Annotated in this window: 15 protein-coding genes; 11 read left to right on the top strand and 4 right to left on the bottom strand. The window is 70.9% G+C overall.

Features of this window, described 5'->3' with window-relative positions:
• Positions 1-14 precede the first annotated feature (14 nt).
• Positions 15-365: a DUF3039 domain-containing protein gene (locus tag ACPL7H_RS14160; protein ID WP_424791661.1), complete on the top strand. Its 351-nt coding sequence runs from the start codon at positions 15-17 to the stop codon at positions 363-365.
• Positions 366-442: 77 nt separating this feature from the next.
• Positions 443-2,206, top strand: a complete 1,764-nt coding sequence (locus tag ACPL7H_RS14155) for a DEAD/DEAH box helicase (protein WP_424797506.1) — start codon at positions 443-445, stop codon at positions 2,204-2,206.
• A gap of 42 nt (positions 2,207-2,248) precedes the next feature.
• Here ACPL7H_RS14155 and ACPL7H_RS14150 read toward each other — a convergent pair whose 3' ends face one another.
• A complete protein-coding gene (locus ACPL7H_RS14150) occupies positions 2,249-3,382 on the bottom strand; it encodes an FUSC family protein (protein WP_424797505.1) in 1,134 nt (377 codons plus the stop codon).
• Positions 3,383-3,511: 129 nt separating this feature from the next.
• Positions 3,512-4,840, bottom strand: coding sequence for a nicotinate phosphoribosyltransferase (locus tag ACPL7H_RS14145; protein WP_424797504.1), 1,329 nt, complete (start codon positions 4,838-4,840; stop codon positions 3,512-3,514).
• A gap of 114 nt (positions 4,841-4,954) precedes the next feature.
• Here ACPL7H_RS14145 and clpS point away from each other — a divergent pair, with 114 nt between their 5' ends.
• The 5 genes from clpS to ACPL7H_RS14120 all read left to right on the top strand — a co-directional run bounded on the left by clpS (position 4,955) and on the right by ACPL7H_RS14120 (position 10,634).
• A complete protein-coding gene (gene clpS / locus ACPL7H_RS14140) occupies positions 4,955-5,248 on the top strand; it encodes an ATP-dependent Clp protease adapter ClpS (RefSeq protein ID WP_424797503.1) in 294 nt (97 codons plus the stop codon).
• Complete coding sequence (locus ACPL7H_RS14135; protein ID WP_424797502.1) at positions 5,248-6,021, top strand: DUF2017 domain-containing protein; 774 nt, start codon at positions 5,248-5,250, stop codon at positions 6,019-6,021. The genes clpS and ACPL7H_RS14135 overlap by 1 nt, the downstream gene beginning before the upstream one ends.
• Before the next feature lie 39 nt (positions 6,022-6,060).
• Entirely contained in the window at positions 6,061-6,960 is a 900-nt protein-coding gene (murI, locus tag ACPL7H_RS14130; protein WP_424797501.1) for a glutamate racemase, read from the top strand.
• Positions 6,957-7,730: an MBL fold metallo-hydrolase gene (locus tag ACPL7H_RS14125; protein WP_424797500.1), complete on the top strand. Its 774-nt coding sequence runs from the start codon at positions 6,957-6,959 to the stop codon at positions 7,728-7,730. The genes murI and ACPL7H_RS14125 overlap by 4 nt, the downstream gene beginning before the upstream one ends.
• Before the next feature lie 276 nt (positions 7,731-8,006).
• A complete protein-coding gene (locus ACPL7H_RS14120; protein WP_424797595.1) occupies positions 8,007-10,634 on the top strand; it encodes a phosphoenolpyruvate carboxylase in 2,628 nt (875 codons plus the stop codon).
• Between the two features lie 114 nt (positions 10,635-10,748).
• Here the strand turns inward: ACPL7H_RS14120 and ACPL7H_RS14115 are convergent, their stop codons facing one another.
• Positions 10,749-11,819: an alcohol dehydrogenase catalytic domain-containing protein gene (locus ACPL7H_RS14115; protein WP_424797499.1), complete on the bottom strand. Its 1,071-nt coding sequence runs from the start codon at positions 11,817-11,819 to the stop codon at positions 10,749-10,751.
• Positions 11,820-11,890: 71 nt separating this feature from the next.
• On the opposite strand from ACPL7H_RS14115, the gene rph reads away from it, so the two are divergent.
• Both rph and rdgB read left to right on the top strand, forming a co-directional pair.
• The gene (gene rph / locus ACPL7H_RS14110; protein ID WP_424797498.1) at positions 11,891-12,661 is read left to right on the top strand and encodes a ribonuclease PH; all 771 of its coding nucleotides are present in this window, start codon (positions 11,891-11,893) and stop codon (positions 12,659-12,661) included.
• A 17-nt stretch (positions 12,662-12,678) separates the two neighbouring features.
• Positions 12,679-13,263: an RdgB/HAM1 family non-canonical purine NTP pyrophosphatase gene (gene rdgB / locus ACPL7H_RS14105; protein ID WP_424797594.1), complete on the top strand. Its 585-nt coding sequence runs from the start codon at positions 12,679-12,681 to the stop codon at positions 13,261-13,263.
• Between the two features lie 42 nt (positions 13,264-13,305).
• Here the strand turns inward: rdgB and ACPL7H_RS14100 are convergent, their stop codons facing one another.
• A complete protein-coding gene (locus tag ACPL7H_RS14100; protein WP_424797497.1) occupies positions 13,306-13,845 on the bottom strand; it encodes an NUDIX hydrolase family protein in 540 nt (179 codons plus the stop codon).
• Between the two features lie 117 nt (positions 13,846-13,962).
• Here ACPL7H_RS14100 and ACPL7H_RS14095 point away from each other — a divergent pair, with 117 nt between their 5' ends.
• Both ACPL7H_RS14095 and ACPL7H_RS14090 read left to right on the top strand, forming a co-directional pair.
• Complete coding sequence (locus ACPL7H_RS14095; protein ID WP_424797496.1) at positions 13,963-14,790, top strand: AzlC family ABC transporter permease; 828 nt, start codon at positions 13,963-13,965, stop codon at positions 14,788-14,790.
• Complete coding sequence (locus ACPL7H_RS14090; RefSeq protein WP_424788233.1) at positions 14,787-15,098, top strand: AzlD domain-containing protein; 312 nt, start codon at positions 14,787-14,789, stop codon at positions 15,096-15,098. The genes ACPL7H_RS14095 and ACPL7H_RS14090 overlap by 4 nt, the downstream gene beginning before the upstream one ends.
• Positions 15,099-15,113 lie beyond the last annotated feature (15 nt).

Here is a 15,113-nt window from a genome sequence, read left to right as displayed (position 1 = left end):
CGTACACTGGGGGCATGACCGAGCAGAATCCGCCGACGCAGCCACAGGAGACCGAACGCCTCTCCGGTGGCGCTACCTCGACAGACGTGCTGGAGCGCGAGGAGGTCCGGGACAAGACCGACGCCGGTGATTCCGAGCGGTACTCCCATTACGTACGTAAGGACAAGGTGACCGCCTCGGCCGTCTCCGGTGGGCCGGTCGTGGCGCTGTGCGGGAAGGTCTGGACCCCCAGCAGGGATCCGAAGAAGTACCCGATCTGCCCAGCGTGCAAGGAGATCTACGAGACGATGGGCGCCGGGGGCGACGGGGACGATTCGGGTTCGGGCAAGGGCCGGGGCTTCTTCGGCTTCGGCTCCAAGAAGTGACCGGCGGGCATCACCAGGCCGCCCCTCCTCACCATCCACAGCACGACGCGGGTCCCGTTCGCACCGGGTCGGCCGACGTGCCGGGGTCGACTGCGGCCGCCTCCCACCTGCCTCCGGCCTACCCCGACCGCGCTGCGTGGGGGACAGCGGAGCGGCTGCGTGCGTGGCAGGCCGCGGCGTTGGATACCTACCTGCGTGATCAGCCTCGCGACTTCCTCGCCGTGGCCACGCCCGGGGCCGGTAAGACCACCTTCGCGCTGCGTGTGGCCACTGAGTTGCTGCAGCAGCGCGTGGTGCGCCGGATCGCGGTGGTCGCTCCCACCGAACACCTGAAGACCCAGTGGGCCGATGCTGCCAGGCGGGTCGGCATCGCCCTGGACCCCACCTTCCGTAACGCGCAGGGCCGTCACGGCGCCCAGTTCGACGGGGTGGCCCTGACCTACGCCCAGGTGGCCGCGAACGCCGCTCTGCACCGGGCCCGCACCGAGGCGGCGAGCACGCTGGTGATACTGGATGAGGTCCACCACGGCGGGGACGCGTTGTCCTGGGGCGAGGCGATGCGGGAGGCGTTTGAGCCTGCCACCCGGCGCTTGTCGCTGACCGGCACCCCGTTCCGCTCCGACACCGCAGCCATCCCGTTCGTGGACTACGAACCCGGACCCGACGGCATTCGACGCTCCCGGGCCGATCACACCTACGGCTACGGCGACGCGCTGCGCGACGGTGTGGTGCGCCCGGTGCTGTTCCTGTCCTACTCCGGGCAGATGCGCTGGCGCACCCGCACCGGAGAGGAAGTCAGCGCCCGGCTCGGGGAGGCCGCCACCAAGGACATCACCGCCCAGGCCTGGCGGACCGCCCTGGATGAGCAAGGGGAATGGATCCCTGCGGTGCTGGCCGCTGCGGACCGGCGCCTGACCGAAGTGCGCCGGCACGTCCCGGACGCCGGCGGGCTGGTCATCGCCACCGACCAGACCAAGGCCCGCGCCTATGCGGAGCAGTTGCGTCAGATCGCCGGCGAGAAGCCGGTGGTGGTGCTCTCCGACGACGCCGGGGCATCGGGTCGGATCGAGGAGTACGCCACCGGCGACCAGCGGTGGATGGTGGCGGTGCGGATGGTGTCCGAAGGAGTGGACGTGCCCCGCCTGGCCGTGGGGGTCTACGCCACTGCCACCGCGACCCCGCTGTTCTTCGCCCAGGCGGTGGGCCGCTTCGTGCGGGCCCGGCGGCGCGGGGAGACCGCTTCGATCTTCCTGCCCTCGGTCCCGGTGCTGCTGGCGTTGGCGGGTGAACTGGAGACCGAGCGCGACCATGCCCTGGACCGGCCGGTGGCCCAGGGTGAGGAGGTCTGGCTCGACGACGACGCGCTCGCCGGAGCGAACCGCACGGAGCAGGCCTCCGATGAGCAGATGCTGCCCGGCTTCGCCGCCCTGGACGCCCAGGCCTCCTTCGACAAGGTGCTCTTCGACGGCGGTGAGTTCGGCACCGGCGGGGACCTGGGATCGGATGAGGAGCAGGACTTCCTCGGACTGCCGGGGCTGTTGGATGCCGATCAGGTGGCCACGTTGTTGCGCAGCCGCCAGGCCGAGCAGCTCGGCCGGCACAAGGCCCCGCGCGCCGGCGCATCGGCTACCGACGTGGTCGACCATCGCCGGCTGACCGAGTTGCGCAAGGAACTCAACGCGCTGGTCAGCGCCTGGGCGCGGCGCAGCGGCACTCCGCACGGAGTGGTGCACACCCGGCTGCGTGAGCACACCGGCGGCGGGGAGGTGGCCCGCGCAAGCGCCGAGCACCTGCAGGCACGCATCGCCAAGGTGCGCGCCTGGTTCGTCGGCCGGCGCTGACCGGGTGCCGCGGCAACGGACGCACCCACGGCACCGTCTCGATCAGACCCGCGGATTCGGGCGGTCGGCCTGCCTGGCCTCCCTGGCCGAGGCGACGTCGTCGACGATCACCGCGATGTGCTCCATGCTGGTGATCAACGAGCCGTACACGGGCCAGTCGGCCCCGGGCAGCTGCCCACCCTCGGTCAGCCGCCCGGCCAGTGCCCGGAGCCGGTCGTGCACCGGTTCCACCTGGGCGTCGGGATCCTGGATTGACCGGCCGGCATCACGCACGATCGCCACCCAGGCCTGCCGGAACATGTCATCCCAGCGGCTCTCCGCGATCGTGGCCTCACGTAGCGTCCGGGCCAGATGCCGCAGATGGGAGACTCCCTCACCGATCCGTTCCAGGAGCTCCTCGTAGGAGGTTGGCTGCCCGGCTCGAGCCCGGTCCTTGCGCCGCTCCCGCACACGGGGCCGCGCCGGGGCCAGCAACCGCGGGTTGGCGCGGCGGCTCTCCCGGGCGAAGGAGACCCACTGCGAGGCGTGCTCGACCTCGGCGGTGATCGAGACCGTCTCGCTGACCCAGGCGTCGGCGCGCGCGGTGTCCCAGGACGTCTCCAGCTCCTCGGCGATCTCGATGAGCACCTGGCCCATACGGCGGTTCACGCTGTCCACGTACCGGGCGGCCCGCCCCTCCCAGAGCGGTGGCACGAGCACCAGGTTCACCACCACGCCGACAGCCACCCCGAGGGCCACCTCGAGCAGACGATCGTCGAGCAGGGGAGCCTGCTCGCCGAAGCCACTACCGAGCACGAAGATGGCGGTGGTGGCGATGGCCACGCCCTCGTCCCTGAGCCAGCGCAGACGGGCAGCCACAAGCCCCACCAACAGCGCCAGCCCGAACGTCCAGAGCGTGACTCCGAGGTAGGCGCCGATCACGAACGACAACCCGATGCCGACCGCGGAGGCGACCATCGTCTGCAGGCCCCGGCTCAGGGACCGGTAGACGGTTGCGTGCACGGTGAGCAACGCCGTCCAGGGAGCCAGGAACGGGAGTTCGGTCTCGAAGACCGCCACGGCCAACCACCAGGCCGCTGTGGCCGCGATGGTGCTCTTGAGCACCTGGATCCCGGTAGTCACGAACTCCGGGGAGCGCACCCTGTTGACGATGCGGCGCCACACTCGACCCTTCACGGTCCCCTCCTGTCTGCTGCTCGGGCCCTGCCGTCGCGCGCCCTGGGAGGCTTGTCCGCGCTCGAGGGTATGTCACCCACGGCCGGGCCCGCGCGTTGAGACACGGCGCCCCATCGGACCGGAGGGCGCTCAGAGCATCTGGTGCACCGTCTCCAGGGCCGGATCGCCGGCGGACAGCCGCCGGGCGTAGGGGGAGAGCTCGGCCCGTGAGGCTCGGTGTCGTTGCGAGGCGGCATGCACGCCCGAGGTGCCGGTGAAGGACCTGTGCACTTCGCCGTCGAGCACCAAGGGCACCTGCAGGACGCGAAGATCCTCCTCGCCCGGGGCCCACTGCGCCCCGGCGCCAGCCACCACGACCTCCTGTTCGGCCCGCCCGGCGGGGTCCAGGCGCCTGGCCGCGTTCTTGCGTCCGCCGACGCTGGTCTTGGCCGAGGAAGCCTTCTCCACCGACTCCATCTGGCCGCTCGCGCCCTCACGGGAGACCAGTTTGTACACCATCCCGCAGGTGGGTGCGCCCGAGCCGGTCACCACCGAGGTGCCCACCCCGTAGGAATCGACCGGTGCCGCCGCCAGTGAGGCGATCGCGTGCTCATCCAGATCCGAGGACACCACGATCTTGGTACCGGGCGCACCGAGGGAGTCCAGTTGGTCCCGGACCTCCCGGGCCACCACGCCCAGATCGCCGGAGTCCAGCCGCACCGCGTCCAACTCGGTGCCGGCGGCCTCGATCGCCCGGCGCACGCCCTCGGCGATGTCATAAGTGTCCACCAGCAGGGTGGTGTGCGGGCCGTAGGCGGCGATCTGCGCCGCGAAGGCGGCCGGTTCGTCGTCGTGCAGCAGTGTGAAGGAGTGGGCGGCGGTGCCGATCGTCTCCAACCCGTACCGCCGTCCGGCCTCCAGGTTGGAGGTGCCGGTGAACCCGCCCACCACCGAGGCCCGTGCGGCCGCGACCGCGGCCTGTTCGTGTGCGCGCCGCGATCCCATCTCCAGGCACGGGCGCGAGCCGGCGGCCGAGGTCATCCGGGAGGCCGCTGAGGCCACAGCGGAGTCGTAGTTGAGCACCGACAACGCCAGGGTCTCCAGCAGCACCCCCTCGGCGAAGGTGGACTCCACCACCAGTACCGGGGAGCCGGGGAAGAAGACCTCGCCCTCCGCGTACCCGTAGATGCTCCCGGTGAAGCGGTAGTTCGCCAGGTAGTCCAACATCTGGGTGTTCGCGACCCCCTCGTCGCGCAGGTGCTGCAGCTCGGCGTCGGTGAACCGGAAATCGGTCAGCGCCTCCAGGAACCGTCCGGTACCGGCCAGGACCCCGTAGCGGCGCCCGGGGGGCAGCCGGCGGGTGAACACCTCGAACACGCAGCGGCGCTCCGCCGTCCCGCTCGCCAGGGCGGCCTGGACCATGGTGAGTTCGTACCGGTCGGTCAACAGGGCCGTGCTGGGGGCGTGCGGTTGCGTCATAGCGCCCGACCCTACTGACTTCACCGCAGCAGAGACAGCGGGTGCCTCCGTGGCCGGGCCGCCGCGGGCGGGCACCGGATGGGCTGCTCGGCACTCGGGGCCTACCCTGGTGGCATGACCGCCGCACCGGACACCGACACCGAGGTGGGCATCGGCGCGCGCACGGAACCGGACAAGGTCTGGCGCACCATCGTGTGGAACGACCCGGTGAACCTGATGAGTTACGTGGCCTACGTGTTCCGGTCCTACTTCGGCTATTCCGAGCAGAAGGCCACCGAGTTGATGCTCCAGGTCCACCATGAGGGCAAGGCGGTCGTGGCCTCCGGGGCGCGGGAGAAGATGGAGGCGCACGTGCAGGCCATGCACTCCTACGGCCTGTGGGCGACGCTGGACCAGGAGGGGGCCTGATGCGCGCGTTCGTACGCCGTCGTGGCCGTTATGTGGCCGAACTCGACCCAACCGAACGCTCCATCCTGGCAGGGGTGATCGCCGACACCGCCACGCTGCTGGGCGATCCTCCCCGGGACCTGGCACCCGGCGGCCCGGGGCAGGAGGCCGACGACGGGGCTCACCACGGCCCTGCCGGTCCCGATGCCGGTGCCGGACCGGGAACGGGCGAGGGGTCCCACCCGGATTCCGCAGCGGTCTCCGGCGGTGGCGGCGGCGCGGCCACGAACGGGCCGGAGGATGCCGGAGCCACGGGGGATGAGGACGACGCGGCCGAGGGTATGGAGGAGCAACTGGCCCGGCTCGGCCAGGACGTGCCCGAGCCCGCCGACCCGGCCCTGGCCCGGCTGCTGCCCGCCGCCAGCCGTGACGATCCCGAACTGGCCGCAGAGTTCCGTCGCCTTACCCAGGATGAGTTGCGCAACGACAAGATCGCCCGGCTGCGGATGGTCTGGGCGGCGCTGCGTGCCCCGGGCATCAAACTCACCGTGCCGCCGGAGGAGGCGATGGACTGGGCGGCCGCGATGACCGATGTGCGCCTGGTGCTGTCCGAGCGGCTGGGGATACGCTCCGATGCCGACGCCGAGGAGATCTACGCGCTGTCCACCACATCGGGCCGTCCCGGCAGCAGCGAGGAGGAGGATCTGCGGCTGGCACTGGCGAGTGTGTACTCGGCTTTCACCTGGTTGCAGGAGTCCCTGGTCCAGGTGATGTTGCCTACACTCCAGGACTGACGCTCCTGCGACCCCGGTCGCCGGGCTAAGCTGGGGGCGATGAAGCAGGCACCGATCGGGATCTTCGACTCCGGCGTGGGCGGGCTGACCGTGGCCCGCGCCGTACTCGACCAGGTGCCGGGGGAGTCGGTGCGCTACGTCGGCGACACCGCCCACGGCCCCTACGGCCCGCTGTCGATCGCCCAGGTTCGTGCGCACGCGCTGCGGGTGATGGACGATCTGGTGGACTCCGGTGTGAAGATGTTGGTGATCGCCTGTAACTCCGCCTCCGCGGCAGTGCTGCGCGATGCCCGCGAGCGCTACACCGGCAGCCGTGGCATCCCCGTGGTGGAGGTGATCCAGCCGGCCGTGCGCCGGGCGGTGGCGATGACCCGCAACCACAAGGTGGGTGTGGTGGCCACGCAGGCGACGATCACCTCCCAGGCCTACGAGGACGCCTTCGCCGCAGCGACGCACCTGGACCTGACCACGGCGGCGGCGCCTCGCTTCGTGGAGTTCGTCGAACGCGGGATCACCGCCGGTGGTGACGTGCTGGAGGCTGCCGCGGAGTACCTTGCCCCGTTGCGCCGGGCGCAGGTGGACACCCTGGTGCTGGGGTGTACCCACTATCCGTTGCTGACCGGGGTGCTCCAGTACGTGATGGGCGATGACGTGACCCTGGTCTCCTCCGCGGAGGAGACCGCCAAGGACGTCTATCGGGCGCTCCTGGCCCATGACCTGGTGCGTGATGACGGTGCCGCCCCGGTGCACAGGTTCCTCGCCACCGGGGACACCGATGCCTTCGATGACCTGGCCCACCGATTCCTGGGACCGGAGGTCGGCTCGCACAGCGCGGTGGAGATCACCGGTGAGATCCCGAAGATCACCGTCGCCGCGGGCCCGGGAGCGGAGCCGGTGCCCGGGGTACGGACACGAGGGGGAAGTGGGGCACGGGGATGAAACTGACGGTCGTGGGCAGTTCCGGGTCGATCTCCGGGCCGGAGTCGGCGGCCTCGTGCTACCTGCTGCAGGCCCACGACGGCGACCGCACCTGGCAGGTGCTGCTGGACCTGGGGCCCGGAGCGGCGGGGCAGGCGATGCGCTACGTGGACCCCGCGCAGGTGGACGCGGTGCTGGTCTCGCACCTGCATGCCGACCACATCGCCGACCTGGCCGGGCTGGAGGTACTGATCCGCTACGGCCCGGGCGCCCCGCGCCCCCCGGTGCCGGTCTATGGCCCGGCAGGTACCCGCGCTCGGATCGCCCAGTTGTGCGGGGAGTCCGGCAATCCCGATCACGCCTTCACCGTCACCACCTGGCAGCCCGGCACACCGGTGCACCTGGGTCCGTTCGTGATCGAACCATTCGAGGTGGAGCATCCCGTCCCCGCCTACGCCATGCGGATCACCGGACCGTCCGCCGAGGGCGCTGGGCCCCGGGTGCTCACGTACACCGGGGACACCGACCATTGCGCCGGCGTGACCCTGGCCGCCCGCGACGCCCACGTGCTGCTGTCCGAGGCCGCCTTCCAGGAGGAGCGCGACCAGGTGCGCGGGATCCACCTGACCGGGCTGCGCGCCGGACAGCTGGCCACCGAGGCGCGCGCCGGGCGCCTGATTCTCACCCACATCCCGCCCTGGACGTGCGCCGCCACCGTACGCACCGAGGCGACCGGCACCTACGCCGGACCGATCGAGGTCGCCGAACCCGGTGCTACCTGGTTGATCTGACCGGCGCATCGGTTGTCTGGCGGGGTGGCCGGTGATGAACTGTGCGTTCCTGACCGGTCGGGGTGATCGGCGTCACGCGTTCTGGGTGATTTCCATGCCATTGGGTAACCGTTCATGAGACGGCGTACAAGGAAGGCCCAAGAACTCGTTACGCTTTCGATCATGTCGATCAGACCCGAGACACCAGCCACGGACGTCAGCACGTCGGCCCAGGACGCCGAGAGCGCAGCCACGCCGGCCGAGCACCTGGCGTCCGGCTCCCGGACCGGAGCGGCGATGGAGGTGCCCGAGGCACTGCGAAACGACGTGCGGATGCTGGGCGGCATGCTCGGCACCGTGCTGGCCGAATCCGGTGGGCAGGATCTGCTCGATGACGTCGAGCGGCTGCGTGAACTGACCATCACCGCCTACTCCGAACCCGGCTCGGACGCCTTCACCCAGGCTGAGGAACTGGTTGACTCCTTCACGCTGGAGCGGGCCGAGGACGTGGCCCGGGCGTTCAGCGCCTACTTCCACCTGGTGAACCTGGCCGAGGAGTTCCACCGGGTCCGGGTGCTCCGCGAACGCGACCAGGTGGGAGGCTCGCCCACGGCCAGCGGCCGTCCGCCGGAGGACTCGATGGCCCAGGCGCTGGAGTTCCTCACCGACCAGGTGGGCCGGGAGGAGGCCTTCGCCCGAGTCGAGGCGCTGGAGTTCCGCCCGGTGCTGACCGCCCACCCCACCGAGGCCCGGCGGCGCGCCGTGTCCTCGTGCATCCGGCGGATCAGCGAACTCGTCGGGCAGTGGGATGACCAGCGGCTGAGTGCCCGCGAACGCGGGGACGTGCAGCGCGCGCTGCTGTCGGAGGTGGACACCCTGTGGCGCACCTCCCCGCTGCGGGCGGACAAGCCCACCCCGCTGGATGAGGTCCGCACCGCGATGGGTGTGTTCGACCAGACTCTGTTCAGCGTGTTGCCGCAGATGTACCGGCGGCTGGACGATCTGCTCGACGGGGACCACGCGGTGAGCCGTGAACCTCGATCGCGCGCGTTCGTGCGCCTGGGTTCCTGGATCGGGGCGGACCGGGACGGTAACCCCAACGTCACCTCCGGCATCACCCGAGCCGCCGCCGCGATCGCCAACGAGCACGTGCTGCTCGGGTTGGAGCGGGTGGCGCAGCGGATCGGACGCGGTCTGACTCTGGACTCCCACACCACCCCGACCACCGCGGAGTTGGAAGCGCTGTGGAACCGTCAGCGCCGCCTCGCCGCGGAACTGACCTCCGACATCGCAACCCGGTCCCCGGACGAGCCCTACCGCCGGGTGGTGCTGATGATCGCCGAGCGCATCGCGGCCACCCGGCAGCGCGACGCCGATCTGGCCTACGGCGACGCCGATGAGTTGCTCGCCGACCTCGAGGTGGTGCAGACCTCCCTGGCCCAGGTGGGAGAGAAGCGCAAGGCCTACGGCGAGATCCAGGAACTGATCTGGCAGGTGCAGACCTTCGGGTTCCACCTGGCTGAACTGGAGGTCCGCCAGCACGCCAAGGTGCACTCGGCGACCCTGGCCCAGATCGACGCCGATGAGGAACTCAGCGAGATGAGCGAGGAGGTGCTGGAGACCTTCCGCTCCATCGGGGCGATCCAGGACCGCTACGGGGAGTTGGCCGCCCGGCGCTACATCGTCTCCTTCACCACCTCGGCCACCGACCTGGCGAACGTGTTCCGGCTGGCGGTGGCCGCACTGGGCTCGGAGCAGGAGGCGCCGGTGTTGGACGTGATCCCCCTGTTCGAGACGCACCAGGACCTGAAGAACAGCACCGAGGTACTGGACGAGATGATCGAGCTGCCCCAGGTGCGCGCCCGCCTGGAGGCCACCGGTAGACGCTTGGAGGTCATGCTCGGGTACTCGGACTCCTCCAAGGACGTCGGCCCGGTCGCGGCCACCCTGGCGCTGTATGAGGCGCAGTCGCGGATCACCCGGTGGGCCAAGGACAACGACATCACCCTCACCCTGTTCCACGGTCGTGGGGGCGCCCTGGGCCGCGGTGGCGGACCGGCCAACCGGGCCCTGATGTCCCAGCCGCCCGGGTCGGTGGACGGCCGGTTCAAGCTCACCGAACAGGGCGAGGTGATCTTCGCCCGCTACGGGGACCCGGTGATCGCGGCCCGGCACATCGAACAGGTGGCGGCGGCCACGCTGCTGGCCTCCACCCCGCACATCGAGCAGCGCAACGCCACCGCGGCCGAGGACTTCGCCGACGTCGCCGCCACCATGGACCGGGTGTCCCGGGACCGGTTCTTCCAGCTGGTGCACGCCGAGGGTTTCCCGGGCTGGTTCGCCGAGGTGACCCCGCAGGAGGAGGTCGGCTGGCTGGCACTGGGTTCGCGCCCGGCCCGGCGCGGCCTCAGCGTGGAGTCGCTGGAGGACCTGCGCGCGATCCCGTGGGTGTTCGCCTGGACCCAGGCCCGGATCAACCTGACCGGCTGGTTCGGGCTCGGCTCGGCGCTGGCCGCGGTGGGGGACCTGCAGCGGCTGCGGGAGGCCTACCGGCGCTGGCCGCTGTTCACCACCATGATCGACAACGTGGAGATGTCCCTGGCCAAGACCGACGAGCGGATCGCCCGCCGCTACTTGGATCTGGGCGACCGGGAGGACCTGAGCGAGTTGGTGATGGAGGAGATGGTCCTGACCCGCCAGTGGGTGGTGGACATCACCGAGCAGGACCGGTTGCTCGCCGGCCACAGCGTGCTGGGCCGGGCGGTGCAGCTGCGCAGCCCCTACGTCGACGCGCTCTCGCTGATCCAGCTCCGTGCGTTGCGGGCGCTACGCGCCGATGAGGGGGAGGACGTGGACGACCAACTGCGCCGGGTCATGTTGTTGTCGGTGAACGGAGTGGCCGCAGGCCTGCAGAACACCGGCTGAGTGCCCGCCGCCGCCGAGCGTGCCTACCGACGGCGAGCGTGCCTACCGACGGCGAGCCCTGCGGGTATCGCCCTGAGCGCGCAGGCTCGCCCTCGAGACCCGCAGCACGGCTCGTCATGCCGTGAGCGTGCTGCTGCCGTCGCCGTCGCCGGTAGGGGTGGGCCGGACCACCGTGATCCCCGGAGCCGGGTCCCGGTCCATCCGTGCCAGCGCCCGGGGAACCTCGTCCAGCGTGATCTGGCGGGTGACCAGGTCCGCCGGGCGCAACGTCCCGGCGACGACCAGGCCCAGCATCGGCCCGTACTGGGCGGCGGCCATTCCGTGGGAACCCAGGAACGCCAGTTCCCGCGCGATGATCGCGCCCACCGGAAGCGATGGTTCCTCGGCGAACAGACCGATCTGCACGTGCCGTCCGCGGGGAGCCAGACTGAGCAGTGCAGCACGGGTGGTCTCCGCCCGGCCCAGGGCTTCCAGGCTCACCTGCACCGGACCGAACCGGCGCACCTGCGCGGCGAGGCCCTCCGGGTCAGCGGTTCCGGCCAGTACCGTGTGTGCCGCTCCGGCGGCCCGGGCCAACGTCAGCGCTGCCGGGGCCCGGTCCACCGCGATCACCTCGGCACCCAGGGCCGCGCCGATCATCACCGCCGAGAGCCCCACCCCACCGGCGCCGATCACCGCCAGGCGCTCACCGGGCCGCACCTGGGCACGGTGATGCAGGCCGGCGAAGGCGGTGGCGAACCGGCAGCCCAACCCCACCAGGGCGAGCGGGTCCAGGCGCTCAGGGACGACGACGGCGTTGAAGTCGGCGTGCCGCACTCGAACCTGCTCGGCGAAGGATCCCCAGTGGGTGAACCCGGGCTGGGTCTGGTCCGGGCACACCTGCGCTTGGCCATCGGTGCATTGGGGGCACACCCCGCACCCGCACACGAACGGGGCGATGATCCGCTGACCCACCTGCACCGACGCCACCGCTGCGCCGGTAGCGACCACGCGCCCGACGAACTCGTGGCCGGGCACGTGCGGCACCGCGATGTCACGGTCGTGACCGGCCCAGCCGTGCCAGTCGCTGCGGCACAATCCGGTCGCCTCCACCGAGACCACCGCGGCGTCGGGCTCGGGCTCGAGGTCCGGAACCTCCCGGACGGCGGGCATCTGCCCGAATGCCTCGTAGACGACAGCGCGCATCTGCACAGTGTGGGCCATCCGGGGTCCGTTGTGGACCGGGCACCGCCGAACGTGCTTTAGGGTCGGTAACCATGACAGTCCAGCGCACCGAAGGTCGATCTACCACCGAGTTGCGGCCGGTGCGGTTCACCCGGGGCTGGTCGGATCAGGCCGAGGGCTCGGTCCTGGTCGAGTTCGGCGGCACCCGGGTGTTGTGCACCGCCTCTTTCACCGAGGGTGTGCCCCGGTGGCGCCGGGGGTCGGGGAAGGGCTGGGTGACCGCGGAGTACGCGATGCTGCCGCGATCGACCAACACCCGCTCGGACCGGGAGTCGGTCCGGGGCAAGATCGGGGGACGCACCCACGAGATCTCCCGCCTGATCGGACGCTCGCTGCGCGCCATCATCGACACTGGCGCGCTCGGGGAGAACACCATCATGCTGGACTGTGACGTGTTGCAGGCCGACGGCGGCACCCGGACCGCGGCGATCACCGGCGCCTACGTGGCATTGGCCGACGCGGTCGCCTGGGGCAAGCAGAACAAGGCGATCTCCACCAAGACCACGGTGTTGACAGACTCGGTCTGCGCCGTCAGCGTGGGTCTGGTCGACGGAGTAGCGATGTTGGACCTGGACTACCCCGAGGACGCGCGGGCGGACACCGACATGAACGTGGTGGTGACCGGGTCCGGCGGGTTCGTGGAGGTGCAGGGCACCGCGGAGCGGGAGCCGTTCAGCCGTACCCAGCTCGAGGAACTACTGGATCTGGCCGCGTTGGGCTGTGCCGACCTGACCGACCGCCAGCGCCAGGCGCTGTCCGCTGACGTGGCCCCTCGATCGATCCCGGGCGTCCTGGGCCGGTGAGCCGGCCCCGCGTGGTGATGGCCACGCACAACCAGCACAAGGTCGGTGAACTCCGGCAGATCCTGTCCGGGCTGCTCGAGGCCGGCGATGTGATCGGGGCCGGTGAGGCTGGCGCCCCGGACGTCGCCGAGACCGGGGTCACCTTCGCCCAGAACGCACTGCTGAAGGCCCGTGCCGTCGCCGCGCACACCGGCCTGATCGCCGTGGCGGACGACTCGGGCCTGGCTGTGGACATCCTCGGCGGGGCCCCGGGTATCTTCTCCGCGCGCTGGGCCGGTCGCCACGGTGACGACACCGCGAACCTGAACCTGCTGCTGGATCAACTGGCCGACATCGCCCCGGAGCACCGCCGCGCCCGGTTCGTCTGCGCCGCGGCTCTGGCCACCCCCGAGGGCACCGACGTGGTCGAGCACGGCTACCTGCCCGGGGTCCTTCTCACCGAACCGCGGGGCAGCGGAGGGTTCGGATATGACCCGATCCTGGTCCCGGATGGGCAGGACCTCTCCTGCGCGGAACTGAGCCCCACGGAGAAGAACGCGATCTCCCACCGGGGGCAGGCATTCCGGGCCCTGGCCACCCACCTGGGCCCGTTGCTGGGCTGAGCCCAGCCCGCCCTGATCGCGTCGCAGGGCCCGAGCGCGACCTCAGACGATCCGGCCGGCGTGGGACAGGGCCTGGCGGACCAGCGCCCCGTGCCCGTCGACCATCTCGGCCTGGATGCCGGGATTCAGCGCCTCCTCCGGGCTGAGCCAGGTGATGTCGAGCACGTCCTGCTGGGGCGCGCAGTCGCCGTCGACCGGCACGATGTAAGCCAGCGATACGGCGTGCTGGCGCGGGTCGTGGTACGGCGTGATCCCCGGGGTGGGGAAGTACTCGGCCACGGTGAAGGGCACCAGGGACACCGGCAGCCGGGGCAGTGCCATCGGCCCCAGGTCCTTGTCCAGGTGTCGCGACAGCGCATCGCGCAGCCGCTCGTGATACATCACCCGCCCCGAGACCAGTGATCGCTGGATGGTCTCATCGCGCGGGGTACGCAGTAGCAGCGCCACCTGCTGGATGGTGCCGTCGGCGTCCACCCGCACCGGCACCGCGTCGACGTACACGATCGGCAACCGACGCCTGATCCTCGCCAGTTCATCGGGCGCGAACCAGGTGTTGATGTCATCCGATGCGATCTCGCTCATCACGTCCTCCGCCTTGGGCTTCTGCTGCGTACTTGTGCTGCGACCACGCTAGCGCCCCGGCGGCCGGCTGGTGGACGCCGGTTCCGTTCCGGTCGGCACAGGTGTGAGAATCCAGATGTGCACGAATCTCAGACCCACGGGCCGGGGGCCCGGGCCGAATCCGCCGGGCTCGGCGGAGCAGCCGGGCAACTCGACCCCCGCGAGCCGCTGGTCGAGCGAGCCGAGATCGTCCGGGCCGCCATCGCCCTGGCCATCTACGCTGCCGCCTTCGGGTTGTCTTTCGGTGCCGTATCGGTGGCTTCGGGACTGAGCGTGGCGCAGACGATGCTGTTATCGGCGGTGCTGTTCTCCGGGGCTTCCCAATTCGCCTTCGTCGGTGTGGTGGCCTCCGGTTCTCCCTTCGCAGCGATCCCGGCGGCCCTGTTGCTCGGGGTGCGCAACACCTTCTACGGCGTCACGATCGCCCAGATCCTGCGTCCGAAGGGGTGGCGCCGGTTCCTGTCCGGGCACCTGTCGATCGACGAGACCGCCGCGATGACGATCGCCCAGCGCAGCCCACGGGCCAAACGGTTCGCCTTCTGGGCAAGTGGCGCGGCGATGTTCCTGCTGTGGAACGCCGGCAGTGCCGCCGGGGCGCTGCTGGGCAGCGTGCTGGACACCGCCACGTTCGGTCTGGACGCGGCGGCCCCGGCGGCATTCCTGGCGCTGCTGTGGCCTGCGCTGCGAACCGCGCGGGCGCGTTGGGTGGCGGCCGGGTCGGTGGCGCTGGCCCTGGTCCTGATCCCCTTGGTACCGCCGGGGGTGCCGGTGCTCGCCGCGGTCGCGATCGCAGTGCTGGCCGGCTTGGCTGAGGTGCGCAAGGACAAGGCACACCATGGTGAGGGTGCCGCTCCGGCGAGCACGGGTGAGGAACCCGGCACGGAGTCCGGGGGAGGCCGGCGATGAGCGCCTTGTGGATCGCGACGATCGTGGCCGCGGTGGGGTGCTACCTGTTGAAACTGGCCGGGACCGCGATGCCGGAGACGGTGCTGGAGCACCCGCTGGTGCAGGCGATCTCACGGTACCTGCCGGTTGCGATGCTCTCGGCCCTGATCGTCACCGAACTCGCCGCCGGGGACCGCTCCTTCGACGTGGACTGGCGGGTGCTCGCCGGTGTGGGCGCCGCCATGATCGCACTGTTGCTGCGGTTCGGGTTCCTGGTGGCCTTCGCGGTGGCGATCATCGTCACCGCGCTGTTGCGCCTGGTCACCTGAGGGGCCGAGTTGCGC

Source organism: Pseudactinotalea sp. Z1732 (genome assembly GCF_049724975.1).
Classification (GTDB): Bacteria; Actinomycetota; Actinomycetes; order Actinomycetales; family Beutenbergiaceae; genus CALKWS01.
Note: the sequence above shows the minus strand (reverse complement) of the source record. Positions and strands in the feature narration are given on the sequence as shown.